Below are 25719 nucleotides of genomic sequence, written 5' to 3' on the forward strand. Positions count from 1 at the left end.
ACCTGACACCATACCGAACTCAGAAGTGAAACGCTGTAATGCCGATGGTAGTGTGGGGCTTCCCCATGTGAGAGTAGGGCACCGCCAGGTTACCAAATATAAATTGAAAGAGAAGAACCTCAGTTGAAAAGCTGGGGTTTTGTTTTTTATAATCTATCCATAGCATTAAAGAAGTAAGAGTCTAATTTTAGTTTTAACAAAACTACTAACTTCATATACGATTTTTTATAAGTTTGTTAAACTAATAAAAATTTATGTTTTCCTAATTTAATGAATTATCAAGATCGCATTTCTAATATTTTCTCTGTTAATGGCGAATTAAGCCAAAATATCAAAGGTTTTCGTCCTCGAACTGAACAACTTGAAATGGCATATGCTGTTGGTAAAGCAATTCAAAATAAATCTTCTCTTGTTATTGAAGCTGGAACGGGTACAGGAAAGACCTTCGCATATTTGGCTCCTGCTTTAGTTTTTGGTAAAAAAACCATTATTTCTACAGGATCTAAAAATCTTCAAGATCAGCTTTTTAATCGAGATCTGCCTGCTATTAAAAAAGCCCTTAATTTCACGGGAAAAATTGCGTTGCTAAAAGGTCGAGCAAACTATCTTTGTTTAGAGCGTTTAGATCAAGTTATTGCTCAAGGTGTGCTTGGCGATAAGTCTGTTTTAGCTGAACTAAGTAAAGTACGAAAATGGAACAATAGTACTAAAACAGGCGATTTCACAGAATGTATTGAGCTTGCAGAAGATAGTCCTATTATTCCACAACTGACGAGTACGGCGGAAAGCTGTTTAGGAACAGATTGTCCTAATTATTCAGAATGTTATGTAGCAAGTGCGCGTAAAAAAGCATTAAATGCTGATTTGGTTGTAGTTAATCATCACTTATTTTTTGCTGATATGGCTGTGAAAGAAAGTGGTTTTGGCGAACTTATTCCAAATGCAGAAGTAATTATTTTTGACGAAGCTCACCAGTTACCCGATATTGCCAGTCAATATTTTGGTCAATCTTTAACATCACGCCAGCTTTTTGATTTATGCAAAGATATTAATATTGTCTATCGCACAGAACTCAAAGATATGCAACAGCTTGGCACAACATCGGACACTTTACTGAAAGTTGTACAAGATTTTCGTTTATTACTGGGTAATGGGAGCAATGTTCGTGGAAATTGGCGTGAACTTTACACGCAAAGTGCGGTGAAAAAAGCCTTTGAATTATTACAAGAGAAAATAGTTTTTTTATCTGAAGTGATTAAGTTAGCACTTGGTCGCTCCCAAACTTTAGATAGTATTTTTGAGCGTGTTGAATCCATTAAAATTCAGCTAAAGCGTTTATCTGAAACAAATATTGTGGGTTATTGTTATTGGTATGAAGGGAATGGTCGCCAGTTTGGTTTACATATTACGCCATTGACAGTAGCCGATAAATTTGGTGATCAGCTCGAAGCGAAAGAAGCCGCTTGGATATTCACATCTGCGACATTAGAAGTGGGGGGAACCTTTAATCATTTCTGCCAACGTTTAGGCATTGAAAATGCGACACAAAAAATTTTATATAGTCCCTTTAATTATTCTGAACAATCTTTGCTTTGTGTGCCTCGATATTTGCCGAATACTAATCAAGCGAATACATTAAGCTCACTAGGCGAAATGTTATTACCTGTGGTTGAAGCAAACAAAGGGCGTTGCTTTGTTCTTTGCACTTCTTATTCAATGATGCGTGGTTTAGCAGAGTATTTTCGTGAAAAAAGTCATCTTTCAATTTTATTACAAGGCGAAACCTCAAAAGGCAAATTACTTGAGCAATTTATAAAAGAATCCCATAGCGTTTTGGTGGCAACCTCTAGCTTTTGGGAAGGTGTAGATGTGCGTGGCGATGCACTTTCTTTGGTTATTATTGATAAACTTCCTTTTAATGCACCAGATGAACCTTTGTTGAAAGCCCGCATTGAGGATTGTCGTTTGCAAGGTGGCGATCCATTCAACGACATTCAAATTCCTGAAGCAGTAATTACCTTGAAACAAGGCGTTGGACGTTTAATTCGTGATGTTACAGATCGTGGCGTTGTAATTATTTGTGATAATCGATTAGTAATGCGTAATTATGGCGAAACTTTTTTGAAAAGTTTACCTAACTCAAGTCGTACCCGTGATCTCAACAAAGTGATACAATTCTTACAAAATAAATAAACGAGAATAATAATGCAAAATTTAACTTTATTAGCTTTGGATACTTCTACTGAAGCCTGTTCAGTCGCCTTATTTCATCGTGGCGAAAAAACACATATTAATGAACTTGCACAACGCACTCATACTAAACGAATTTTACCTATGATCGATGAAATTTTGGTAAATTCGGGGTTAGGTTTAAATCAAGTTGATGTGCTTGCCTTTGGGCGTGGGCCTGGTAGTTTTACTGGCGTTCGTGTTGGTGCAGGGATTGCACAAGGTTTAGCGTTTGGGGCGGATTTGCCTGTCATTCCTATTTCAAATTTAACCGCAATGGCACAGGCGGCATTTGAATTACATCAAGCAGAAAATGTTGTTGCCGCGATTGATGCCAGAATGAATGAAGTCTATTTTTCTCAAGTAGTGAGAGAAAAAGTGCGGTCAGATTTCGGGGAAGTTTTTCAATGGCGAGAAGTCATTAGCGAACAAGTTTGTTCCCCAGAAAAAGCGATTAGTCAGCTTCAAAATGATAACGCATTTAGAGTTGGGACAGGCTGGGCTGCTTATTCTCAATTTACTGAAAAAAATCTAACTGGCTCAAATATAGAATTACCTAATGCCTTATATATGTTAGAACTTGCGCGAGTAGAATACTTGCAAAAACGCACAATTTCAGCTTTAGAAATAGAACCGATTTATTTGCGTAACGAAGTTACTTGGAAAAAATTACCAGGACGTGAATAAGTTTAAATAATAGGAGGATAGAAAATGAAAGGAAAAATGACCTTATTTTTTACCGCACTTTGTTTCGGATTAACGGGCTGTATTGCACCACCAAAAGGGTTAGAAAAAGAGCGATTCTCTATTAATTCCTACCCTGAAATTTCTCCGCAGGATTTAACCTGCCATTGTAAAACGGTTCGACTTGGAGGAAAAATTGTCAATACTACCGTTTTAGCAAATCAAACAAAAATTGAAGTGTTAAGTTTACCCGTATCATCAATTTCAGGTAAACCATTTGTTGAATTGCAATCAGATGGCCGCTTTATTGTCTATTTCAACGGATTTGTGGATCCTGAAAATTTAAAAGAACGTTATATTACGGTGGGTGGGCAATTAACAGGAACGGAGAAAGGTAAGATCGAACAAGCTGATTATACTTATCCTGTTATTCAACCTGATAAATACCGTATGTGGACACTTAGTACCACCTATGATTATCCAACAGATGATTGGGATGAAGATGATGATTGGGGATTTTTTAGATGGAGACATCGCCCTTGGTATGTTCAGCCTGAAATTCGCTATTATTTGAATTAAATGATAAAATCTTAAAAATTTTCCAACAAATTAGGATAAAAAATGGAAAAAATTTGGTTTCAAAATTATCCAGAAGGCTCTGAAAAATTTCTGGATACCTCAAAATATGAATCTATTTTGGATATGTTCGACAAAGCTGTGCGCGAACATCCAGATCGCCCCGCTTACATTAATATGGGGCAAGTACTTACCTTTCGTAAATTAGAAGAACGCAGTCGTGCATTTGCCGCATATTTGCAAAATGAATTTAAACTTCAACGTGGCGATCGCGTGGCATTGATGATGCCAAATTTATTGCAATATCCCATCGCACTTTTTGGCATTTTGCGCGCTGGCTTAATTGCAGTAAATGTCAATCCACTTTATACACCGAGAGAATTAGAACATCAGTTGCAAGATAGTGGTGCGGTGGCGATTGTCGTGGTATCAAATTTTGCTTCTACCTTGGAAAAAGTCGTTTTCAATACCAATGTCAAACACGTTATTCTTACCCGAATGGGCGATCAACTTTCATTTGGTAAACGTACTTTAGTCAATTTTGTTGTGAAATATGTGAAAAAACTCGTGCCAAAATATAAATTACCGCACGCAGTGACGTTCCGTGAAGTATTGAGTATTGGTAAATATCGCCAATATGTTCGCCCTGAAATGAAACGCGAAGATTTAGCCTTTTTACAATATACTGGCGGCACAACAGGTGTAGCGAAAGGCGCGATGCTAACGCACGGAAATATTATAACCAATGTATTCCAAGCAAAATGGATTGCAGAGCCATTTATCGGCGATCATTCTCGCACTCGCTCAGCTATTTTAGCCTTGCCTCTTTATCACGTATTTGCCTTAACGGTAAACTGCTTATTATTTTTAGAATTAGGTGTAACGGCGATCTTAATCACTAATCCGAGAGATATTGAAGGATTTGTGAAAGAGTTAAAAAAATACCGTTTTGAAGCAATCACTGGTGTAAATACCTTATTTAATGCGTTGTTAAATAATGAAAATTTCAAAGAAGTTGATTTTTCTGCGTTGAAACTTTCTGTGGGTGGCGGTATGGCTATTCAACAGTCTGTAGCAACACGTTGGCACGAATTAACGGACTGTAACATCATTGAGGGTTATGGAATGACGGAGTGTTCGCCATTAATCGCCGCTTGTCCGATTAATGTTGTGAAACATAATGGTACTATTGGTGTGCCAGTGCCAAATACTGATATAAAAATCATTAAAGATGATGGTTCGGAAGCAAAAATTGGCGAAGCTGGCGAATTATGGGTAAAAGGCGAGCAAGTAATGCGAGGTTATTGGCAACGACCAGAAGCAACTAGCGAAGTTTTAAAAGATGGTTGGATGGCAACTGGCGATATTGTCATTATGGATGAATCATATAGTTTACGCATTGTGGATCGTAAAAAAGATATGATTTTAGTTTCTGGCTTTAATGTCTATCCAAATGAAATTGAAGATGTCGTTATGCTGAACTACAAAGTAGCAGAGGCTGTAGCAATTGGTGTTCCTCACGCAGTTTCTGGCGAAACGATAAAAATCTTTGTCGTGAAAAAAGACGATAGTTTAACTCGTGATGAACTTCGCAACCATTGTCGCCAGTATCTCACAGGCTATAAAGTGCCAAAAGAAATTGAGTTCCGAGACGAACTGCCAAAAACCAATGTAGGTAAGATTTTACGTCGGGTTTTACGCGATGAAGAAATCTCAAAACGTGCAAAACATTAATATCAAAATGGGATAGCAATATCCCATTTTTGTTCTTTTCAAATAAAAAATCACTATGATAAAAGAATGTCAAAATCCACCGCACTTTAGGGTCATTGCGGATAATGCTGCGCTATTAGAAGTTTGTAATTTAGCCCAACAGAAAAGTGCGGTCGCCTTAGATACAGAATTTATGCGTGTTTCCACTTATTTTCCTAAGTTGGGATTAATCCAACTTTATGATGGCGAGCACGTCTCTTTAATTGATCCTTTAGCGATTACGGATTTTTCGCCTTTTGTCGCATTGTTAGCCAATCCTAAGGTATTAAAAATCTTACATTCTTGTAGTGAAGATTTATTGGTTTTCTTACAAGAATTTGATCAGCTTCCACGCCCAATGATTGATACGCAAATTATGGCGCGCTTTCTTGGGCTTGGCACATCAGCAGGATTGGCAAAATTAGCACAACAATACTTAAATGTAGAAATCGATAAAGGTGCAACTCGCACCAATTGGATCAAACGCCCCCTTTCTGATATTCAACTTCAATATGCCGCAGGCGATGTTTGGTATTTGTTGCCACTTTATCATATTCTTGAAAAAGAGTTAGCGAAAACACCTTGGGAACAAGCAGTAAGAGATGATTGCGAACTTGTTCTTGCTAAAACGCATAAATTACAAGAGCGAGATTCAGAAAAAGCGTATTTAGATATTCCAAATGCTTGGAAATTAAATCCATTAGAATTGTCTCGTTTAAAAATTTTGGCACAGTGGCGACAAAACGTGGCAATAGAACGTGATTTAGCACTTTCTTATATTGTGAAATCAGAACATCTTTGGAAAGTGGCAAAGAATAATCCACGTAATACATCTGAAATGTTAGAAATGGGATTAACTGAAAATGAAGTGCGTGTGCGTGGTAACAAGATTTTACAATTACTTGCTCAAGCAAGACGTGTTTCTTCTGACGACTATCCAAAACCTATTGAACGTATTTCTGAAGATCCTCGTTACAAAAAAACAATTCGATTATTACAAGAAAAAGTGAATAGCTTAACACCAAAAGGTTTAACCCCTGAAATCGTTGCAAGTAAACGCACTTTGGATGAATTAATTAAATGGGTTTGGAAATATGATTGTTCTCAAGATAAACTACCAGAGTTGCTGATTGGCTGGCGTAAACCTATTGGTGAAAAGTTAGTTGATACACTTAAGCAGATATAAAAAAGCGTTGGGCAAATAGCTCAACGCTTTTCGTTTTTACTCGTAGAGTTTTTTCACTTGTTCAGGTGTCATCACTCGTTGGTATTTACTAAATTCTTTTGCCATATAGTAAGCACCAAAATTTGTTAAGTGATCTTGATCTCCATACAAGTATTTTCCTTCTGCCATAACGCTATCTTTTGGTAAATACTGTTGAGCATCTACCCAATAAACATTAGGAATATCTTTGACTAAATCGTGAATGATTTTGTTACTCGCATCAATATCGCCCATTCTACGAATTGGTTCCAAATACTTTTCAAGTCCATAATTTTCTAATAAATAACCACGCAGCGGAGAACGACTTACTGAGCTATTATTAGCAAAAACATATACGGGCTTTTGCATCGCTAGTTGTTTCACTGTTTCTTTAAAACGCGCTTTAAAATCTGGTTCAATGAAAGTTTCGGGTCTAAAGCGAGGTACTGGTTGTCCGCCCATTTTCAAGTCATAAAATGCTGAAATAAATATCGCTTTATATTGAGAGTCTTTCTGCCATACAGATTGACAATTAGGATCTAATTGATATTTATTATTCACAATAAAGCTACATTCAAATTTATCTTTGAAAATATCTGCTTTCCAGCCTTCTTTATTCCCCACATAATTTAAAAAAGCTTCTAAATGTGAAGAATGAGAATCGCCTAAAATAATGACCTTAGCAGGATAATGATTTTCATTAGAAATAGGAGATTCTTGTTCAATATGTTCTTGTTCAACTCGCATTATTTGTCTTTTATAAAGATTAAATCCTAAGAGTAAAAGAGAAGGAATAAAATAAATATAAAGAAAACTTTGTTTAAAGTTTAGTTTTGATTTTCTAATTGGCTGTTCGATTAAATAATAGCTTAGAACTGAAAAAATTATTGTTAATACTGTTACTATAGCAATCGATTGATTATTAATTTGTTTTTCTCCCGTTATATAATAAGCCAGTGCAATAAAAATCCAATGATATAAATAAAGAGAATAAGAAATTTTCCCAATAAACACTATCGCTTTATTAGATAAACATAATTTAATGATATTATTTTGAGATGTAGTATGAATAATCAATGCTGTAAAAATACAAGGGAGAATTAAAGTCACCCCCGGAATATATGCAATATCATTATTCATTAAAAATAAGCAGGAAAATAATAGTAATGTACTTAATATTGCAATAACATTGCTTGCTTGCTTGCTTGCTTGCTTGCTTGCTTGCTTGCTTGCTTGCTGAAAGATTATGATAAATTGCTAACAAAGATCCTACAAGTAATTCAGGAAATCTTAGGTTAGAGAGATAATAAATATTAGGCTGATGCAATACTTCTTTATAAAAATTAGCTGGAATAAAAGAGGTAGCAAGTAAAATAAAAAACAAAATTAGTGTTATAATAAATAATACTTTAATTTCTCTAAATTTTTTATAAGCTAGAATTAGGATAAGTGGAAAAATAAGATAGTATTGTTCTTCTACAGCTAGTGACCAAATATGTAACACAGGATTTTCATTTGCGCTTAAATCAAAATAACCTTGTGTTAAACCTAAATAGAAATTAGATAAGAAAGCTGTAGCTAATTCAATGGTTTTTCTTAATTGATTAAAATCATTATAAATGAAAATAACAGACGCAATGAAAGACACTAATGCCATCACTGTAATAAAAGCAGGATAAATTCGTTTAATACGTCGAGTATAAAATTGTTTAAACGAAAAAGAATTCTGTTGAATTTCTGTGATAATAATACCAGTAATCAGAAAACCAGAAATAACAAAGAAAATATCCACCCCAAGAAAACCACCAGATAACCAGTTTTCATTAAGATGATAAATAATGACTGAAATAACAGCAATTGCACGTAGTCCATCAATTTCTGGACGATATTTAATAGATGACATAATATTCCTTTTGTAAAATATAAACCGCACCTTTATTTCTGCGTCAAAAGTGCGGTGATTTTTTATGTGTTTTTACACGTTGAATCGGAAGTGCATTACATCGCCATCTTGTACGATGTAATCTTTACCTTCTAAACGCCATTTACCTGCTTCTTTTGCACCGTTTTCACCGTTGAATTGGATAAAGTCTTCATAAGCGATAACTTCTGCTCGGATAAAGCCTTTTTCAAAGTCGGTGTGGATTACAGCAGCTGCTTTTGGTGCGGTTGCGCCAACTGAAACTGTCCAAGCTCGCACTTCTTTTACGCCAGCAGTGAAATAAGTTTGAAGATTTAAAAGCGCATATCCTGCACGAATTACACGGTTCAATCCCGATTCTTCAATGCCTAAATCTTGTAAAAACTCGACTTTTTCTTCATCATCAAGTTCTGCAATTTCAGATTCAATCGCCGCACATACTGGAACAACAACCGCCCCTTCTTTTGCAGCAATTTCACGAACGCGATCTAAATATGGATTATTTTCAAAACCATCTTCATTTACGTTTGCGATATACATTGTTGGTTTTAACGTTAAGAAGTTGTAACTCTTGATTGCTTGCAATTCTTCTTTATCTAATCCAACTGAGCGAATCATTCCTGCATTTTCAAGCACTGGGAGGATTTTTTCCATAACGGAAAGTTCAAATTTAGCCTCTTTGTCGCCACCTTTAGCACGTTTTTGTAAACGTTGGATTGCTCGTTCACAGCTGTCTAAGTCTGCTAAGGCTAATTCGGTATTGATGGTATCAATATCATCAAGTGGGTCAATTTTCCCTGCAACGTGTACAATATCGTCATTTTCAAAGCAACGTACGACGTGACCGATCGCATCAGTTTCACGAATATTCGCGAGGAATTTGTTACCCAAGCCCTCGCCTTTGCTAGCACCTGCAACTAAGCCTGCGATGTCCACAAATTCCATCGTGGTTGGTAATACGCGTTCAGGTTTAACGATTTCTGCCAATGCATCTAAACGCGGATCTGGCATTGGCACGACACCCGTATTTGGTTCGATAGTACAGAATGGATAGTTTGCAGCTTCAATACCAGCTTTAGTGAGTGCGTTAAAAAGAGTAGATTTGCCCACATTTGGCAATCCCACAATACCACATTTGAATCCCATAATTTTTCCTTATTTTGAGTAAAACGGTTATAAAACTAACCGCACTTTTAAATTTTGAAACTGTTTAAACGGTTGGTCGCTTTGACCATTCCATCTTTGAAAATCATTTCTACACAATCAGTTGCTTCATCTAGCACTTTTTCAAGTGCATCACGATCTGCTGGCGATGGTTTATTTAAGACGTAACCCGCCACTAAATCACGATGGCCAGGATGCCCAATGCCAATGCGTAAACGGTAGAAATTATTGTTATTGCCTAGTTGAGCCACAATATCTTTTAAGCCGTTATGTCCACCGTGTCCGCCACCTTGTTTGAGTTTTGCGACGCCAGCAGGCAAATCTAGTTCATCGTGAATAACCAAAATTTCTTCAGGTTTAATACGGTAAAAACTTGACAACGCACCAACTGCTTTACCGCTTAAATTCATAAAAGTTGTTGGCACTAAAAGTCGCACTTCTTTTCCATTCACTAAAGTGCGGGCAGTTTTTCCGAAGAATTTATTTTCAGGATTTAACGAAACGTTAAAACGGCGCGCCAAGCGTTCAACAAGCCATTCGCCCGCATTGTGGCGTGTATCGGTATATTTATCGCCAGGATTGCCTAAACCAACAATGAGTTTTATTTCTGACATTTTTATTTGATGATGTAAAAAATGGTGGCGTATTGTAGCGAAAAAGCCTTAAATTCTCAATCTATAAGGCGGAAACAAAGGGGTAATTTATTGCTCGTGATTTATCATTAAAAGTCACCGCACTTTTCCGTTATAATGGTTAAAATTTTTTAACAAAGAAGTAAAAATGAATCAGATTAACATTGAAATCGCTTATGCTTTGCCCGAGCGTTATTATTTGAAATCTTTTCAAGTTGATGAAGGCATTTCTGTGCAAACAGCGATTACGCAATCGGGGATTTTAAGCCAATTTCCAGAGATTGATTTGAGCGCAAATAAAATTGGGATTTTCAGTCGTCCAATAAAATTGACTGATGTATTAAAAGAGGGCGATCGTATTGAAATTTATCGTCCATTACTTGCTGATCCGAAAGAAATTCGCCGTAAACGTGCAGCAGAGCAAGCTGCCGCTAAAAATAAAGAAAAAGGAGCTTAAAAATGACCGCACTTTCATCTGTTGATTTTTGTTTACCTGAACATATCACGCCAGAAATTTTTCTACGCGATTATTGGCAGAAAAAGTCACTTGTGATTCGTAACGGTTTGCCTGAAATTGTTGGGCAGTTTGAGCCACAAGATATTATTGAGCTTGCACAAAATGAAGATGTTACCGCTCGTTTAGTGAAGACATTTTCTGATGATGATTGGAAAGTTTTTTTTAGTCCTTTAAGCGAAAAGGATTTCCAAAAGTTACCAGAAAAATGGTCGGTGTTAGTTCAAAATTTGGAGCAATGGTCGCCTGAATTAGGACAACTTTGGAACAAATTTGGCTTTATTCCTCAGTGGCAACGTGACGATATTATGGTGTCTTACGCACCGAAAGGTGGCTCTGTTGGTAAGCATTATGATGAGTATGATGTATTCTTGGTGCAAGGATATGGTCATCGTCGTTGGCAAGTGGGTAAATGGTGCGATTCAAGTACTGAATTTAAACCCAATCAGCCAATCCGAATTTTTGATGATATGGGTGAATTGGTGATTGATGAAGTGATGAATCCAGGAGATATTCTCTATATTCCAGCGCGTATGGCACATTATGGTGTGGCTGAAGATGATTGTTTAACTTTTTCTTTTGGCTTACGTTATCCAAATTTAAGCAATTTGATTGATGGCATAAGCAAAGGCTTTTGTCATCAAGATCCTGATTTGAATTTAAGCGAGTTTGATTTACCGCTACGTTTAAGCCAGTCTGAACAACGTACAGGTAAACTTGCGGATGAAAATATTCAAGCAATGAAGCAGCTGTTATTAGATAAATTGGCTCATTCAGAAGCTTTTGATGCATTGTTTAAGCAAGCCGTAGCAAGTGCGGTGAGTTCTCGTCGTTATGAGTTATTAGTTTCTGATGAAATGTGCGATCCTGATGAAGTGCGATCAATTTTAGAAGATGAGGGGGCATTCCTTTCTCAAGACAACAATTGTAAATTGCTTTACACCGAAAATCCGCTGCGAATTTATGCGAATGGCGAGTGGTTAGATGAGCTTAATGTGATTGAGACCGAAGTGTTGAAACGCTTATCTGATGGTGAAAGTTTGGATTGGGCATTTTTATCAAGTTTAGTAAATGAAACTGAAGATCCAGAAACTTCAATGGATTTGTTGTTGGATTCAATTTGTAACTGGGTCGATGATGGTTGGGCATTAATTGAATAACATGTCCGACAATATTTATTCCGTCTCTCAACTGAATTCGGCTGCGCGCCAGATGCTTGAAGGGAATTTTTCACAAATTTGGTTAACGGGTGAAATTTCCAATTTTACGCAACCCGTGTCTGGGCATTGGTATTTAACGTTGAAAGATGAAAATGCACAGGTGCGTTGTGCAATGTTTCGCATGAAAAATTTGCGTGTTGCTTTTCGTCCGCAAAATGGGATGCAAGTTCTTGTGCGTGCCAATGTGAGTTTATATGAGCCTCGCGGTGATTATCAGCTTATTATTGACTCCATGCATCCAGCTGGTGAGGGCTTGTTGCAACAGCAATTTGAAGCGTTAAAAATGAAGTTGGCTGCGGAAGGATTGTTTGCTCAAAATCTCAAGAAAAATCTACCGCACTTTAGTAAAGCAGTTGGGATTATTACTTCTTCTACAGGTGCGGCTTTACAAGATATTTTGCATATTTTGGCACGCCGTGATCCAAGTTTAAAGGTCGTCATTTATCCCACAGCGGTTCAAGGCAAAGAGGCGACAGCAGAAATTGTGCAAATGATTGAACTTGCCAATCTGCGACAAGAAGTGGATGTATTAATTGTGGGGCGTGGTGGTGGTTCATTAGAAGATCTTTGGTGTTTTAATGAAGAAGACGTGGCGCGAGCGATTTTTCGTTCAACCTTACCCATTATCAGTGCGGTGGGACACGAAACAGATGTGACGATTGCCGATTTTGTTGCAGATCTTCGTGCGCCGACCCCTTCTGCTGCGGCTGAGTTAGTTAGTCGTAATCAAGATGAATTATTGCAACAACTTCGCCATCAACAGCAACGTTTAGATATGGCATTTGATCGTTTATTTACGCGAAAAAGCCAGCGTTTGAAACAGATAATCTTACGATTACACAATCAACATCCACAGAATCAGTTACGCGTTCAACAAGCAAAAAATGCACAGCTTACGCATCGCTTGCAACTTGCTATGTTGCGTCAGTTTGAAAATACACAACAAAAATTTACCGCACTTTCTTCTCGTTTGAAACAAAATCCATTGCCATATCGAGTGCAACGTCATCAACAACGCTTAGAGCAGTTACAAGTGCGGTTAAATTTTTGCGTAAATCGCCAAGTGACGGAGCGTCAAAATAAACTGGCAACGTTATGCGGAAAACTGGATAGCTTAAGCCCGTTGAAAGTCTTGGCGAGAGGTTATTCCATTGCGGAAAACCCACAAGGTAAAGCCATTGTTAGTGTAAAAGATGTCAATCAAGGGGACTTTATTACAACCCAAGTGGCTGATGGAAAAATTGTGAGTAAGGTTTTGTAGAATGTCTATTTCGTAAAATGGAGTAAAACATTATCTTACATACTTCTGAAAAAAGAATGCCGTGATTATTGATAAATTATCACGGTATTTTATTTTGTGACTCACTTCAAACTTTCAACAAAAAGTGGAAACCTTCTATTTTTTTTGTAGTCTTTTAAGCGTATGATTTTGCGCGCAGTTTTGGAGAAAACAGATGTCAGAAATTCAACACTTTAGCCAACAAGATATAGAAATATTGGGTGAACAAACTTTATATGAAGGTTTTTTCACACTTAAACGAATCCAATTTAAACATAAACTTTTTGCTGGGGGGCAAAGTGGCGTCGTAACGCGAGAATTACTTATTAAAGGCGCAGCCTCAGCGGTTATCGCTTATGATCCAAAAGAAGATTCTGTGATTTTAGTCGAACAAATTCGTATTGGCGCGGCTTATCATCCAGAATCTAATCGTTCGCCTTGGTTACTCGAACTAATTGCGGGTATGGTGGAAAAAGGCGAAAAGCCAGAAGAAGTTGCTTTGCGTGAGAGTGAAGAAGAAGCGGGGATTCAAGTAAAAAATTTAACTCATTGCTTAAGTGTGTGGGATAGCCCAGGTGGAACTGTGGAGCGAATTCATTTATTTGCAGGTGAGGTTGATAGTTCACAAGCAAAAGGTATTCACGGTTTGGCTGAAGAAAATGAAGACATTCGAGTACACGTAGTAAAACGTGAACAGGCGTATCAATGGATGTGCGAGGGGAAAATTGATAATGGCATTGCAGTGATTGGATTGCAGTGGCTTCAATTAAATTATGCTCAGTTACAACAAAGTTGGAAATGTAGTTAGGGGGCATTAATGAAAAATACGTTTGTTTATCAGGCGGAAAAGCCTATTATTAAGTTATTACAAATTACGGATCCCCATTTATTTAAAGATGAAAGTGCGGAATTATTGGGGGTAAATACACAAGCAAGTTTTGCTCAAGTATTAAAGGAAATTCAGCAAGAAAATAATGAATTTGATGTGATTCTTGCTACAGGCGATCTTGTACAGGATAGTAGTGATGAAGGTTACGCTCGTTTTGTAGAAATGATGAAACCTTTCAATAAACCTGTGTTTTGGATCCCGGGAAATCACGATTTTCAGCCTAAAATGGCAGAATTTTTAAATCAGCCACCAATGAACGCGGCAAAACATCTTCTATTGGGCGAACATTGGCAGGCTTTATTGTTGGATAGCCAAGTTTATGGTGTACCACACGGACAACTAAGCCAGCATCAACTCGATTTATTAAAAGAAACCTTAGAAAAAAATCCTGAACGTTATACGTTGGTTGTATTACACCATCATTTATTACCAACTAATTCCGCATGGCTTGATCAACATAACCTTCGTAATTCTCACGAATTGGCAGAAGTGCTTGCGTCTTTTAGTAATGTGAAAGCTATTTTATATGGGCATATTCATCAAGAAGTAAACAGTGAATGGAATGGTTATCAAGTGATGGCAACGCCAGCGACTTGTATTCAATTTAAACCTGATTGCCAGTATTTTTCTCTTGATACGTTACAGCCAGGTTGGCGTGAAATTGAGCTACATTCAGATGGTTCAATTCGTACGAAAGTAAAGCGCATTCAGCAAGCGAAATTTTTGCCGAATATGCAAGAAGAAGGGTATTAATGAAAATAAAGTGCGGTGAAAATTCACCGCACTTTTATCCAGTTAGAAATGGTACGCATCAGTAAATGTGTACCATTTTTTTATGATTTTATTATGCAATCACAACTTGTTCAGTATCGTCTTCAGCGTGTTCAATATGCCCGATTAACCATGCATTCTCACCCGCTTGTTTTAAGATCGCTAATGCGGTCTCGACTTGTTCCTGAGGAAGTGCAATTACCATGCCAACACCACAATTGAAGGTTCGGTACATTTCATATGTGTCGATATTGCCTTTTTCTTGTAACCAATTAAACACGGAAGGCCATTTCCAGCTTTTTTCATCAATTACTGCTTTGGTGTTTTTAGGCAATACGCGCGGAATGTTTTCCCAGAAACCGCCGCCTGTTAAATGCGCAATCGCATGTACATCGGCTTGCTTAATAAGTGCTAACACGGATTTGACATAGATTTTTGTTGGCGCAAGTACATGTTCGCTTAATGGTTTGTTATCAAGTAGTTCTGTTGCAGGATTAACGCCCGCGACATCAATCACTTTACGAACTAAAGAATAACCGTTTGAATGTGGGCCACTAGAACCCAACGCAATTAACGCATCGCCATTTTTTACACGGCTACCATCAATAATTTCAGATTTCTCTACAACGCCAACACAGAATCCTGCTAAATCATAATCGCCTGCATGATACATGCCAGGCATTTCTGCTGTTTCACCACCAACTAATGCACAACCCGATTGTACACAACCATCTGCAATCCCTTTTACAACATCTGCAGCCACATCAACATCTAGTTTTCCTGTTGCATAATAATCTAAGAAAAATAGTGGTTCAGCCCCTTGAACGACTAAATCATTTACGCACATAGCGACTAAATCAATGCCAATAGTGTCGTGTTTTTTTAAATCTATGGCTAAGCGTAATTTCGTGCCAACTCCATCAGTGCCAGATACTAAAATAGGTTCTTTGTATTTGCTTGGTATCGCACATAAGGCACCAAATCCACCTAATCCCCCGATCACTTCTGCACGAGTGGTACGTTTTACTTCAGGTTTAATTCGTTCAACTAATGCATTGCCAGCATTAATGTCAACTCCGGCATCTTTATAGCTTAATGATTGTTTGCTCACAGTGTTTTCCTATATCGATAAGTATTGAAAAATAAATCGACGTTCATTTTAACAGCTTAAGCAAACGTTTGCGATTTAAATTTAAGATAAAAAAAGACCGCACTTTAGAAAAAGTACGGTCGAGTTTGACATTGTTTTTAACGATTTGCGAGTTCAAAAATCATCGCTTCTGCTTGGCAACTAAAAGTGAAAGAAGCATTTAGTTGAACGCCGTTTTCAACTGCCACGATTTCGCTTTTAATTTCGCAAGGATCACTTTCTGTATCGCGCGCTTTCTTCGTTAATCGTTCAAGCGCTGCATTGGCATCTGCTTCAGTACTATAAAATTGATGTACTGCTACGCTACAGTCAGAGCCGTCAATAATAGTACCTACATCAACACAGCTACAAGTTAAGGATTCTTCTGCTTTGCATTTTACTGTCATTTTCTTTTCCTTATATGAATATTTTGGCGCATTTTATCATTTTTCTTTTTCCCCATAAATGACAAAAACTGAACAAAACAATCCATTAAATGCAAAAAGTTCCCGCTAACTGGTCGGAGTTCTGGTGAAAATAAGTAAATGGGTTTGCGCTCAATGGTATCGAGTTTTAGAATCGGCAAGATTTTTATTTATAACAAAGGTTTCCAAATGAAAAAATTTAATCAGTCTATTTTAGCAACTGCAATGTTATTGGCTGCAGGTGGCGCAAATGCGGCAGCGTTCCAATTGGCGGAAGTTTCTACTTCTGGGCTTGGTCGTGCCTATGCGGGTGAAGCGGCGATTGCCGATAATGCATCAGTAGTAGCAACTAACCCGGCTTTGATGAGTTTATTTAAAACTGCACAGTTTTCCACGGGTGGCGTTTATGTTGATTCTAGAATTAATATGAGTGGTGATGTGAAGCTTACTGGTGCAGCTGTGCCGAATGGAAATCCTGTAAATGGTTCTGCCGCACAACGTCGAGTTGTTCCTGCCGCTTTTGTACCTAATTTGTATTTTACAGCACCTGTGAATGATAAATGGGCAATGGGTGCGGGGATGAATGTGAATTTTGGTTTAAAAAGTGAATATGGCGATCGATATGATGCTGGTTTGTTTGGCGGTACTACAGAACTTACCTCTATTAATTTAAATTTAAGCGGTGCTTATCGTGTGACTGAGGGGTTTAGCGTGGGACTAGGTGCAAATGCTATTTATGCAAAAGCAAAAGTTGATCGTCGTGCTGGTATTCTTAACAAGTTGTTGCTAGGATTGCAGCCTGATACTCAAGTTGTACAATTGCAAGATAAAGCTGCTTGGGGACTTGGCTGGAATGCAGGGGTGATGTATCAATTTAATGAGGGTAACAGAATTGGTTTAGCCTATCATTCCAAAGTGGATATTAATTTTACTGACCGTACAGCGACCAGTAAAGATGCAAATAAAGTTGGCGAGAAAGGGAGCTTAACCCTCAAGTTACCAGATTATGTAGAATTTTCTGGTTTCCATCAATTAACCGACAAATTTGCTGTGCATTATAGTTATAAATACACTCATTGGAGTCGTTTAAACCGATTATATGCTAGTTTTGAAGATGGTAAGGTAGCTTTTGATAAAGAATTACAATATAGCAATAACTCTCGTATTGCATTAGGGGCAAGTTACAATCTTGATGAAAAATTGACCTTGCGTGCGGGTATTGCTTACGATCAATCTGCTTCTCGTCATCACCGTAGTGCTGCAATTCCAGATACCGATCGTATGTGGTATAGCTTAGGGGCAACTTATAAATTCACCCCGAATTTATCTATTGATCTCGCCTATGCTTACTTAAAAGGTAAGAAAGTTCACTTTAAAGAGGAAATAAAACCTAAGGCGACGGCTGGATTGGTAACAGAAACCGCAAATTATACTTCTCAAGCACATGCAAATCTTTACGGCTTAAACTTAAATTATAGTTTCTAATCCGTTAAAAAATTTAGCATAATAAAGCACACTTCCACACGAAGTGTGCTTTTCTTTTTATAAAATAAGGCAAAAAATGACCGCACTTTATTACACTTATTATCCTTCACCCGTCGGGAGGCTTTTGATTTTATCTGATGGTGAAAGTATTACACATATTGATTTTGAAAAAGAGCAATATGAGCCTAATCCAAAATGGCAAAAGCAAGATGAATCACCTGTTTTTCAAAAAGTGAGGTTAGCTCTTAAACGATATTTTAATGGGGAAGTTGAGCGGTTTGCAGACATTCCCTTAAAACCAGAAGGCACAGCGTTTCAACAAGCCATTTGGCAAGCCTTGCGCGAAATTGATTATGGCGAACTTTCAACTTATGGAGAGCTGGCGTTACGGATTAATAACCCGAAGGCTGTTCGTGCCGTGGGTGGCGCGGTGGGGAGTAATCCGATTAGTATTATTATTCCTTGTCACCGTATTTTAGGTAAAGATCGTACTTTAACTGGTTTTGGTGGTGGCTTAGAGGCAAAACGTTTTTTATTGCAGTTAGAGAAAATTCCCTATATTGATAAAGGCACTGAAAACACTAAGCCACGCTTTTTTAAGAAATATCACGAATGATTCCACAAACCCTTGAACAATTACTTTCCCAAGCGCAATCTATCGCTGGCTTAACTTTTGGAGAGTTAGCGGATGAATTGCATATTCCTGTCCCGCCTGATTTAAAACGTGATAAAGGCTGGGTGGGAATGTTATTAGAGCGCGCTTTAGGTGCAACGGCAGGAAGTAAAGCTGAACAGGATTTTTCCCATTTAGGTGTTGAGCTTAAAACATTGCCGATTAATGCTGAGGGTTATCCGCTTGAAACCACTTTTGTGAGTCTTGCCCCGTTGGTACAAAATTCTGGGGTTAAATGGGAAAATTCCCACGTTCGTCATAAACTTTCTTGTGTACTTTGGATGCCTATTGAAGGCAGTCGCCATATTCCATTGCGTGAACGCCATATCGGCGCACCAATTTTATGGAAGCCAACCGCTGAGCAAGAACGTCAATTAAAACAAGATTGGGAAGAATTGATGGATTTAATTGTACTTGGCAAATTGGAGCAAATTACCGCTCGAATTGGGGAAGTTATGCAACTTCGCCCGAAGGGGGCAAATAGTCGCGCTGTGACAAAAGGCATAGGAAAAAATGGCGAAATTATAGATACCTTGCCTTTAGGTTTTTATCTAAGAAAAGAATTTACCGCTCAAATTTTGAAAGCATTTTTAGATGTAAAGCCACTTTAACTTGACTTTAAAACACTGAAAAAACCGACCGCACTTTTTAGATTGTTGCCATAAAAAATTAAAGGGATCCTATTTCGTTCCCAAGGTGGCACGCCTAACTCTTGCCAGATTTTTTTTATATCTTCTCTTGGGCGTTTCGGATGATGTTTAATTTTGCCCGAATAGCCAAAGCGAATAGAAATAGGCAAGTTCGTTTTTTCTAGCGTCACAGAGTAATCCTGCCAGTAGAAAATCAGGTTTTGTTCATTTTCTTGAACAGTGAGATTGCCTAAATCATCGGGTAAACTTAGCGTGTTTTGTTCTAATTTTAGGGAGCATTTGGTTAGATCAGAAAACGGCTTAGTTAAATATAAACAGTCCTGATAACGTCGAATGACTTTATTTACAAGCTGAAATTGAGGATTTGCCTCTTCTTTTGCAAAAACAACATCATTAATAAGTTGTGTAAGTTGGCGTTTACTTGGCATTTCAAGTTGGTTTTTGGCAAGCCACATACGCAAAAGTGCGGTCTGTTTTGCTGGTGAATATTCGCGAAATTGGAGCAGTTTAAATTGGCTTTTAATTTGACAATGTTCTGCAAAGGATTCGCTCAATAAATCATTAATTAACTGTTGCTGTTCAAAACAATGTTGAGCAGAACGTTGCACGGTTAAATCAAAATGAGCCCAGCGTTCACGTAATTCAGGCAAAATTTCATTGCGCAAGAAATTGCGATCAAATCGATTATCCTCATTACTTTCGTCTGTAATCCAGTTGAGATTTTCTTTTTGCGCGTAATCTTCTAACTGTGAGCGAGTAAAGCCTAACAACGGGCGTAAAATTGGCATGCCAAATAATACACTTTGTTGTTGCATGGCGCCTAAGCCTTGTAACCCACTACCACGTTTTAGCGCTAAGAAAAATGTTTCTGTTTGATCGTTTAAATGATGCGCCGTGACGAGTATTTCTTGTGTTTGAAGATGTTTTTTTATAGCTTGATAGCGTGCTTCACGAGCGCCAGCCTCAATACCATTGGCTTTATCTACTTGTACTCGTTCGATAATCAACGGAATTTGAAATTGATCGCATAAGTCTTGGCAGTGTTTGGCCCAATTATCTGCGTTTTGGCTTAATCCGTGATGAATGTGGATCGCTCGTACTGATAAAGGCGGTAAGTGCGGTTGTTTTTGACGAAGTTTTGCAAATAAGGAAAGAAGTACAGTGGAATCCAAACCACCACTCAAGGCGATAAGAAATCCTTGAGTAGAGGTTTGTTTGAGTTGTTTTTCAATGTCTGAAAGTAAGTCCATTAGGCAACTTTTTCAGCTTTATAATTGCTGCTTGGGTTGAGAATTTCAAAACGTGCAGCAATCGTTTGTAATTCGTAAGAACCCAGTTCAAAGGTGGTTTTCATTACGCCTGCTACTTCATTATTCATCGCTTCAAAGGCTTCTACATCAGATTTTCCATTGAGTAAATTTGCTAAGAATGTACCCGCAATTAAATCGCCCACGCCCACTGGTTCAAAGTTGAATTGATAAAGTGGACGGCTTAAATGCCAAACCCCCTCTGGGGTTGCCATAATAATTTCAAATGTATCAGGATCGTTGATTTTACCCGCACTGCCTAAATGTTTAACAAGAACTTTCTTCACGCCTTTTGCAATCAACGCATTCACTGCTTTTAATACATCGTCAAAGGTATTAATTGGAAATTCGGTTAGCTGACGCAATTCGTGTAAGTTTGGCGTCATAATATCTGCCACTGAAATGGCTTTTTCAATAAGCGCTTCGCGAACACCATTGGCAACCACGCAGATTTTTTTCGGATGTGGCATTACAGGGTCGCATAAATAAAGCGCATTTGGATTACGCAGTTTGATTTGCTCTAAAGCAAAAAGAATTTGATCGACTTGTTCCGCAGAACCTAAATAACCTGATAACAAAGCATCACATTCTTGTAGTTTTTCAATGCTATCGAGTCCGGTCACTATTTCTCGGATTTGTTCTTGCGGAATGACCATACCTGTCCATTTTCCGTATTGGGTGTGATTAGAAAATTGAACGGTATTTAATGCCCATACATCGACGCCTAATAACTGCATTGGAAAAGTCGCAGATTTGTTACCCGCAAAACCATAGACCACGTGGGATTGGATTGAAAGTACGTTTTTCATTGTGTTTTCTCCTTTGTTGTATATTTAGATCAAAAAAGAGCGGCAAAAATCACCGCTCTTTTAGAATGTTAGTTAGCAATAACCGTAAGACATTAAACGTTCATAGCGTCTATTTAATAATTCTTCTTTGCTTAGCTCGTCGAGCTCTGCTAAATCTTCTTTTAAACGAAGTTTTAAGTTTTCAGCCATTTTCGCATAATTACGATGTGCGCCACCCAAAGGTTCTTGCACAATGCTGTCGATAAGATTTAATTCTTTTAAACGGCTTGCAGTTAATCCCATTACTTCAGCTGCGGTTGATGCTTTTTCTGCACTTTTCCAAAGAATAGAAGCACAGCCTTCTGGAGAAATAACAGAATAGGTTGAATACTGTAACATATTAACTTTATCGCCTACACCAATAGCTAATGCACCGCCAGAACCGCCTTCACCGATAACGGTACAAATAACGGGAACGGTAAGTTGCGCCATTTCGCGTAAGTTGCGAGCGATAGCTTCCGCTTGACCGCGCTCTTCTGCGCCAATACCTGGATAAGCCCCCGGGGTATCAATAAATGTGATAATTGGCAATTTAAAACGTTCAGCCATTTCCATTAAACGTAAAGCCTTGCGGTAGCCTTCAGGTGCAGGCATACCAAAATTGCGTTGTACTTTTTCTTTTACGGAACGACCTTTTTGATGACCAATCACCATCACTGGGCGACCATCTAAACGTGCAAGACCGCCCACGATCGCTTTATCATTAGCAAATGCGCGATCGCCTGCAAGTTCTTCAAATTCAGTAAAAATATGTTCGATATAATCTAATGTATAAGGGCGGTTTGGATGACGCGCCATACGTGAAACTTGCCAAGCATCGAGGTTAGCAAAGGTTTTTTTAGTGAGTTCGTTACTTTTCTTTTGTAAGCGTTTGATTTCATCAGTTAAATCAACTTTATCATCCGATGCTGCGCGTAATGCTTCAATTTTTGCTTCTAATTCAGCAATCGGCAATTCAAAATCTAAATATTCTTGGCTCATTTTCTTATCCTAAAAAGACCGTAAAAATTGACCGCACTTTATCAAGAATTAAAGTGTGGCGCAAATGGTTTTCACTGGTTGGGCAAGCTTATAATCGCTCTTTTTGGAAGAGTGATAAGACAAATAAAAACGCTGAACAAATGACAACGGAAGGCCCCGCAGCGGTATCATAAAAGGCTGATAATATTAGCCCTGCTATGATCGATAACATACTGACTACAATTGCCCAGCCTACCATAGATTCTGGCGTTCTCGCAAAACGACGAGCGGTTGCAGCAGGAATTATTAATAAGGATGTGATAATTAATGCACCGACAAATTTCATGCTCAAGGCAATAGTTAACGCTGTTAATATCATCAAAATAAAACGCATTTTTTTGATATTAATGCCTTCAACTTGCGCGAGTTCTGGCGATACGGTGGTGGAAAGTAAGGATTGCCAAAAGTAAATTAGTGTTGAAAGCACTATTATCACGCCAATCCCAATATAAATTAAATCGGTATAATTAATTGCAAGCAAATCCCCAAATAAGTAACTCATCAAATCTACCCGTACATTCTGTAGTAATCCTACTGTCACCACCCCGAGGGATAAACAGCTATGAGCGATAATGCCGAGCAAAGTATCAATGGAAAATTGCGTATTGCTTTCTAACCACACCATTGCGATAGCAAGAATTAAGGTAAGCACGACAATTGCAATGTAAGGATTGATTTGTAAGAAAATACCTAATGCTACGCCGAGCAACGCAGAGTGAGAAAGGGTGTCGCCAAAATAAGCCATTTTCCGCCACACCACAAATACGCCAAGTGGCGCGGTAATAAGTGAAAGCAAAATGCCTGTTAAAAGGGCTGGAAATAAAATTTCAAACATTATTTATCCTTATTTTGACAATGCACAGCTGATGAATTACAACCGCACACATCACCATGTAAGGTGTGATGATGATTGTGATGATGGGTATAAAAGCCAACATTTTGTGCGAGCTGATTTCCCCATAAACGCATAAATGTTGGATCATTTGACAGGGCATCGGGCGTACCTGCACAGCAAATATGTTGGTTAATACACAATACTTCTTTACTGTCTGCCATCACAATGTGTAAATCGTGCGATACCATCAATACGGCACAATTTAATTTTTGTTGGGTTTGATGAATGAGCTGATAAAGCTCAGCTTGACCAGTAATGTCTACGCCTTGAGTGGGTTCGTCTAGCACAAGTAAATTTGGTTTATTTAAAATTGCACGCGCCAATAATACGCGTTGCATTTCACCGCCAGAAAGTTTTTGCATATTACTTTTGCGTAAATGTGAAATTGAAAGTTGCTCAAGTGCGGTAGATATTTCTTGTGTTTTAAGGCCTTTTTTTAGCGAAAGGAATCGCTCAACCGTAATAGGCAAACTATGATCCAAATGGATTTTCTGTGGAACATAGCCAATGCGAACATTTTTACTGTAAATGACTTCGCCAGAAGTGGGCGTTTGTAGTTTTAATAAGGTTTTTAATAACGTTGATTTACCACCACCATTTGGCCCAACAATAGTGATAATAGAATTCGGATAAATATTTAAATTAATATTTTGTAGTGCAGTTTTTTGTGCGAAAACCACATTGATATTTTTTAATTGAATGAGCGGTTGTTGGTTTTGCTCGCGATGGATACCTGTGATGTTCATTAAATCACCTCTTATTAAAAGTGGTGGGGGAAAATAGCGCATTTTGACAGATTTCTCAAGATTTTCTCTCTTATGTCGAATATTTAAGCGTTTGAATAATGCTTTTTCCATAGGAATGAATTTTCTTTATAATCTGTAGTCTGAATGCTGAAAACTTTTTTATTTTAGGGATGCCAGTGCAACACGTAAAATTAGCTCGAGATAGACGAAAAAAACGCGCATATATAAAAGTAGGCGTGTTTTTTGTTGCTATTCTGCTTATTTTGACAGGCATTTTACTTACAATAAAAGACAAATCTGAAGAAAATCCGGTTTTCTCCACCGCAGATAATATGGAATATCACGCGTTAAATACATCGCCAAGTAAAACGCTACAAAATTCCACCTCACTTCAATCTGATGAAAACGCCACCTCTTATGATGATGAGCTACAAGCAAAAGATGACGAAGTTGATGAAATAAACCCACCTTCGGATGATCTCGATACCTTACCCCAACACGCTCAAGACGCACTTAATGGTCTATTAGATGCTGCCGATCAAGCCATAAGAATTACCGATCAATTTAGCTATACGGTGACCGAAGGGGATACCTTAAAAGATGTTTTGGCTCAGTCTGGCTTGGATGATTTAACAGTACAACAGTTGCTCGCGCTAGATTCTGATTTAGCCCACTTAAAAGCAGGTCAGCAGTTTTATTGGGTTTTAGATAAAAGTGACAACTTAGAATATTTGAATTGGCTGGTATCTGAAAAAGAAGAACGGGTTTATGAACGTGTTGAAGATGGGCAGTTTAAACGCCAACTCATTGAAAAGAAAAGTATTTGGCGAAAAGAAGTATTAAAAGGCGAAATTAATGGTTCTTTTTCGGCGAGTTTAAAAGCACAGGGTTTAGATAATCGCCAAATTAGCCAATTAACCACCGCTCTTCAATGGCAGATAAGCATACAGAAATTGAAAAAAGGAACTCAATTTGCCATTTTAGTTTCTCGTGAATATTTAGGCGATAAACTCACTGGTCAGGGTAATGTTGAGGCGTTACGTATTTCATCTGGTGGTAAAAACTATTATGCTGTGCAAGCTGTAAATGGTCGTTATTATAATCAGCAAGGAGAAACCTTAGGCAAAGGTTTTGCTCGTTATCCATTGCAACGCCAAGCACGCGTTTCTTCCCCTTTTAATCCAAATCGTCGTCATCCAGTAACTGGGCGTGTACGACCGCATAAAGGTGTGGATTTCTCTGTTTCTCAAGGTACACCGATTATCGCTCCAGCAGATGGCGTAGTTGAAAAAGTCGCTTATCAGGCTGGTGGTGCAGGGCGTTATGTTATGTTGCGTCACGGGCGTGAATATCAAACTGTTTATATGCATTTGAGCAAACCCTTAGTAAAAGCAGGGCAAACAGTTAAAAAAGGCGAACGTATTGCTCTTTCTGGTAACACGGGCATTTCTACGGGGCCGCATTTACATTATGAATTTCATATTAACGGTCGGGCAGTGAATCCTCTTACCGTAAAATTGCCGGGTACTAGCAGCGGTATGAGTTCAGCTGAACGTAAACAATTCCTTGTTCGTGTTCGTGAAGCAGAAAAAATGTTAAAACCTTAGCTATATAAAGTGATCTGCACCCCAAAATCTGGACACCTACTTTGAGGTGCAGATTATGTCCTACTCTTATCAATTTCGTTTGAAAATTATCAAACTCGT

Annotated in this window: 23 protein-coding genes, 1 rRNA gene and 1 pseudogene; 15 read left to right on the forward strand and 10 right to left on the reverse strand. The window is 38.1% G+C overall.

Annotation, left to right across the window (positions count from 1 at the left end; translation table 11 throughout):
- The 6 genes from rrf to rnd form a co-directional block, all read left to right on the forward strand.
- Positions 1 to 90: ribosomal RNA gene (gene rrf / locus ABW51_RS10575) — 5S ribosomal RNA — on the forward strand; the annotation flags it as partial.
- 180 nt (positions 91 to 270) lie between these two features.
- A complete protein-coding gene (locus tag ABW51_RS08065) occupies positions 271 to 2193 on the forward strand; it encodes an ATP-dependent DNA helicase (protein ID WP_053466325.1) in 1923 nt (640 codons plus the stop codon).
- A gap of 12 nt (positions 2194 to 2205) precedes the next feature.
- Positions 2206 to 2916, forward strand: coding sequence for a tRNA (adenosine(37)-N6)-threonylcarbamoyltransferase complex dimerization subunit type 1 TsaB (gene tsaB / locus ABW51_RS08070; protein WP_053466326.1), 711 nt, complete (start codon positions 2206 to 2208; stop codon positions 2914 to 2916).
- 24 nt (positions 2917 to 2940) lie between these two features.
- The gene (locus ABW51_RS08075; RefSeq protein ID WP_053466327.1) at positions 2941 to 3492 is read left to right on the forward strand and encodes a Slp family lipoprotein; all 552 of its coding nucleotides are present in this window, start codon (positions 2941 to 2943) and stop codon (positions 3490 to 3492) included.
- Positions 3493 to 3534: 42 nt separating this feature from the next.
- Positions 3535 to 5223, forward strand: coding sequence for a long-chain-fatty-acid--CoA ligase FadD (gene fadD, locus ABW51_RS08080; RefSeq protein ID WP_053466328.1), 1689 nt, complete (start codon positions 3535 to 3537; stop codon positions 5221 to 5223).
- 55 nt (positions 5224 to 5278) lie between these two features.
- A complete protein-coding gene (rnd, locus tag ABW51_RS08085; RefSeq protein ID WP_053466329.1) occupies positions 5279 to 6427 on the forward strand; it encodes a ribonuclease D in 1149 nt (382 codons plus the stop codon).
- A gap of 36 nt (positions 6428 to 6463) precedes the next feature.
- Here the strand turns inward: rnd and ABW51_RS08090 are convergent.
- The 3 genes and pseudogenes from ABW51_RS08090 to pth all read right to left on the reverse strand — a co-directional run bounded on the left by ABW51_RS08090 (position 6464) and on the right by pth (position 10144).
- Positions 6464 to 8348: pseudogene (locus ABW51_RS08090) on the reverse strand (acyltransferase family protein).
- 72 nt (positions 8349 to 8420) lie between these two features.
- The gene (gene ychF, locus ABW51_RS08095) at positions 8421 to 9512 is read right to left on the reverse strand and encodes a redox-regulated ATPase YchF (RefSeq protein WP_053466330.1); all 1092 of its coding nucleotides are present in this window, start codon (positions 9510 to 9512) and stop codon (positions 8421 to 8423) included.
- Positions 9513 to 9559: 47 nt separating this feature from the next.
- Positions 9560 to 10144, reverse strand: coding sequence for an aminoacyl-tRNA hydrolase (gene pth, locus ABW51_RS08100; RefSeq protein ID WP_053466331.1), 585 nt, complete (start codon positions 10142 to 10144; stop codon positions 9560 to 9562).
- A gap of 166 nt (positions 10145 to 10310) precedes the next feature.
- Between pth and ABW51_RS08105 the strand changes: the two genes are divergently transcribed.
- From ABW51_RS08105 to cpdA, 5 genes are all read left to right on the forward strand, one after another.
- Positions 10311 to 10619 carry an RnfH family protein gene (locus tag ABW51_RS08105; RefSeq protein ID WP_053466332.1) on the forward strand — a complete coding sequence of 103 codons (309 nt, stop codon included), beginning with the start codon at positions 10311 to 10313 and terminating at the stop codon, positions 10617 to 10619.
- A gap of 2 nt (positions 10620 to 10621) precedes the next feature.
- A complete protein-coding gene (locus tag ABW51_RS08110) occupies positions 10622 to 11836 on the forward strand; it encodes a ribosomal protein uL16 3-hydroxylase (protein ID WP_053466333.1) in 1215 nt (404 codons plus the stop codon).
- A 1-nt stretch (position 11837) separates the two neighbouring features.
- Positions 11838 to 13157 carry an exodeoxyribonuclease VII large subunit gene (xseA, locus tag ABW51_RS08115; protein ID WP_053466334.1) on the forward strand — a complete coding sequence of 440 codons (1320 nt, stop codon included), beginning with the start codon at positions 11838 to 11840 and terminating at the stop codon, positions 13155 to 13157.
- 193 nt (positions 13158 to 13350) lie between these two features.
- Positions 13351 to 13983, forward strand: a complete 633-nt coding sequence (nudF, locus tag ABW51_RS08120; protein WP_053466335.1) for an ADP-ribose diphosphatase — start codon at positions 13351 to 13353, stop codon at positions 13981 to 13983.
- Between the two features lie 9 nt (positions 13984 to 13992).
- Entirely contained in the window at positions 13993 to 14817 is an 825-nt protein-coding gene (gene cpdA / locus ABW51_RS08125) for a 3',5'-cyclic-AMP phosphodiesterase (RefSeq protein WP_053466336.1), read from the forward strand.
- Positions 14818 to 14908: 91 nt separating this feature from the next.
- On the opposite strand, the gene purM is transcribed toward cpdA, so the two are convergent.
- Positions 14909 to 15946 carry a phosphoribosylformylglycinamidine cyclo-ligase gene (gene purM, locus ABW51_RS08130; RefSeq protein ID WP_053466337.1) on the reverse strand — a complete coding sequence of 346 codons (1038 nt, stop codon included), beginning with the start codon at positions 15944 to 15946 and terminating at the stop codon, positions 14909 to 14911.
- Positions 15947 to 16083: 137 nt separating this feature from the next.
- Positions 16084 to 16371: a YfcZ/YiiS family protein gene (locus ABW51_RS08135; RefSeq protein WP_053466338.1), complete on the reverse strand. Its 288-nt coding sequence runs from the start codon at positions 16369 to 16371 to the stop codon at positions 16084 to 16086.
- Positions 16372 to 16578: 207 nt separating this feature from the next.
- Here ABW51_RS08135 and ABW51_RS08140 point away from each other — a divergent pair, with 207 nt between their 5' ends.
- The 3 genes from ABW51_RS08140 (at position 16579) to mutH (ending at position 19158) form a co-directional block, all read left to right on the forward strand.
- Positions 16579 to 17874, forward strand: coding sequence for a porin (locus ABW51_RS08140; protein WP_053466339.1), 1296 nt, complete (start codon positions 16579 to 16581; stop codon positions 17872 to 17874).
- Positions 17875 to 17950: 76 nt separating this feature from the next.
- Positions 17951 to 18490 (forward strand): methylated-DNA--[protein]-cysteine S-methyltransferase, encoded by a 540-nt coding sequence (locus tag ABW51_RS08145; RefSeq protein ID WP_053466340.1) that lies wholly within the window; start codon positions 17951 to 17953, stop codon positions 18488 to 18490.
- Entirely contained in the window at positions 18487 to 19158 is a 672-nt protein-coding gene (gene mutH, locus ABW51_RS08150; RefSeq protein ID WP_053466341.1) for a DNA mismatch repair endonuclease MutH, read from the forward strand. The genes ABW51_RS08145 and mutH overlap by 4 nt, the downstream gene beginning before the upstream one ends.
- On the opposite strand, the gene tilS is transcribed toward mutH, so the two are convergent.
- From tilS to znuC, 5 genes are all read right to left on the reverse strand, one after another.
- Entirely contained in the window at positions 19155 to 20447 is a 1293-nt protein-coding gene (gene tilS / locus ABW51_RS08155) for a tRNA lysidine(34) synthetase TilS (RefSeq protein WP_053466342.1), read from the reverse strand. The genes mutH and tilS overlap by 4 nt on opposite strands.
- On the reverse strand, positions 20447 to 21313 hold the full coding sequence (pdxY, locus tag ABW51_RS08160) for a pyridoxal kinase (RefSeq protein ID WP_053466343.1): 867 nt from the start codon (positions 21311 to 21313) through the stop codon (positions 20447 to 20449). Before pdxY ends, tilS begins: the two co-directional genes overlap by 1 nt.
- 72 nt (positions 21314 to 21385) lie before the next feature.
- Positions 21386 to 22333 (reverse strand): acetyl-CoA carboxylase carboxyl transferase subunit alpha, encoded by a 948-nt coding sequence (gene accA / locus ABW51_RS08165; RefSeq protein ID WP_053466344.1) that lies wholly within the window; start codon positions 22331 to 22333, stop codon positions 21386 to 21388.
- Positions 22334 to 22421: 88 nt separating this feature from the next.
- The gene (gene znuB / locus ABW51_RS08170) at positions 22422 to 23207 is read right to left on the reverse strand and encodes a zinc ABC transporter permease subunit ZnuB (RefSeq protein WP_053466345.1); all 786 of its coding nucleotides are present in this window, start codon (positions 23205 to 23207) and stop codon (positions 22422 to 22424) included.
- Positions 23207 to 24013, reverse strand: coding sequence for a zinc ABC transporter ATP-binding protein ZnuC (znuC, locus tag ABW51_RS08175; RefSeq protein WP_053466347.1), 807 nt, complete (start codon positions 24011 to 24013; stop codon positions 23207 to 23209). Before znuC ends, znuB begins: the two co-directional genes overlap by 1 nt.
- Before the next feature lie 170 nt (positions 24014 to 24183).
- Between znuC and mepM the strand changes: the two genes are divergently transcribed.
- Positions 24184 to 25620 carry a murein DD-endopeptidase MepM gene (gene mepM / locus ABW51_RS08180; RefSeq protein ID WP_082318428.1) on the forward strand — a complete coding sequence of 479 codons (1437 nt, stop codon included), beginning with the start codon at positions 24184 to 24186 and terminating at the stop codon, positions 25618 to 25620.
- Positions 25621 to 25719: the final 99 nt, after the last annotated feature.

The organism is Haemophilus sp. C1, from assembly GCF_001276515.1.
Classification (GTDB): Bacteria; Pseudomonadota; Gammaproteobacteria; order Enterobacterales; family Pasteurellaceae; genus Haemophilus.

What these genes read in the sequence shown, in the direction of transcription:
- rnd (WP_053466329.1), top strand. Translation starts at nt 5,279, where the DNA reads ATGATAAAAGAATGTCAAAATCCACCGCACTTTAGGGTCATTGCGGAT.
- accA (WP_053466344.1), bottom strand. Translation starts at nt 22,333, where the DNA reads ATGAGCCAAGAATATTTAGATTTTGAATTGCCGATTGCTGAATTAGAA.
- ABW51_RS08145 (WP_053466340.1), top strand. Translation starts at nt 17,951, where the DNA reads ATGACCGCACTTTATTACACTTATTATCCTTCACCCGTCGGGAGGCTT.
- znuB (WP_053466345.1), bottom strand. Translation starts at nt 23,207, where the DNA reads ATGTTTGAAATTTTATTTCCAGCCCTTTTAACAGGCATTTTGCTTTCA.
- znuC (WP_053466347.1), bottom strand. Translation starts at nt 24,013, where the DNA reads ATGAACATCACAGGTATCCATCGCGAGCAAAACCAACAACCGCTCATT.
- ABW51_RS08110 (WP_053466333.1), top strand. Translation starts at nt 10,622, where the DNA reads ATGACCGCACTTTCATCTGTTGATTTTTGTTTACCTGAACATATCACG.
- ABW51_RS08135 (WP_053466338.1), bottom strand. Translation starts at nt 16,371, where the DNA reads ATGACAGTAAAATGCAAAGCAGAAGAATCCTTAACTTGTAGCTGTGTT.
- pth (WP_053466331.1), bottom strand. Translation starts at nt 10,144, where the DNA reads ATGTCAGAAATAAAACTCATTGTTGGTTTAGGCAATCCTGGCGATAAA.
- ABW51_RS08065 (WP_053466325.1), top strand. Translation starts at nt 271, where the DNA reads ATGAATTATCAAGATCGCATTTCTAATATTTTCTCTGTTAATGGCGAA.
- ychF (WP_053466330.1), bottom strand. Translation starts at nt 9,512, where the DNA reads ATGGGATTCAAATGTGGTATTGTGGGATTGCCAAATGTGGGCAAATCT.
- nudF (WP_053466335.1), top strand. Translation starts at nt 13,351, where the DNA reads ATGTCAGAAATTCAACACTTTAGCCAACAAGATATAGAAATATTGGGT.
- ABW51_RS08105 (WP_053466332.1), top strand. Translation starts at nt 10,311, where the DNA reads ATGAATCAGATTAACATTGAAATCGCTTATGCTTTGCCCGAGCGTTAT.
- tsaB (WP_053466326.1), top strand. Translation starts at nt 2,206, where the DNA reads ATGCAAAATTTAACTTTATTAGCTTTGGATACTTCTACTGAAGCCTGT.
- pdxY (WP_053466343.1), bottom strand. Translation starts at nt 21,313, where the DNA reads ATGAAAAACGTACTTTCAATCCAATCCCACGTGGTCTATGGTTTTGCG.
- mutH (WP_053466341.1), top strand. Translation starts at nt 18,487, where the DNA reads ATGATTCCACAAACCCTTGAACAATTACTTTCCCAAGCGCAATCTATC.
- ABW51_RS08075 (WP_053466327.1), top strand. Translation starts at nt 2,941, where the DNA reads ATGAAAGGAAAAATGACCTTATTTTTTACCGCACTTTGTTTCGGATTA.
- mepM (WP_082318428.1), top strand. Translation starts at nt 24,184, where the DNA reads ATGCCAGTGCAACACGTAAAATTAGCTCGAGATAGACGAAAAAAACGC.
- ABW51_RS08140 (WP_053466339.1), top strand. Translation starts at nt 16,579, where the DNA reads ATGAAAAAATTTAATCAGTCTATTTTAGCAACTGCAATGTTATTGGCT.
- cpdA (WP_053466336.1), top strand. Translation starts at nt 13,993, where the DNA reads ATGAAAAATACGTTTGTTTATCAGGCGGAAAAGCCTATTATTAAGTTA.
- tilS (WP_053466342.1), bottom strand. Translation starts at nt 20,447, where the DNA reads ATGGACTTACTTTCAGACATTGAAAAACAACTCAAACAAACCTCTACT.
- fadD (WP_053466328.1), top strand. Translation starts at nt 3,535, where the DNA reads ATGGAAAAAATTTGGTTTCAAAATTATCCAGAAGGCTCTGAAAAATTT.
- xseA (WP_053466334.1), top strand. Translation starts at nt 11,838, where the DNA reads ATGTCCGACAATATTTATTCCGTCTCTCAACTGAATTCGGCTGCGCGC.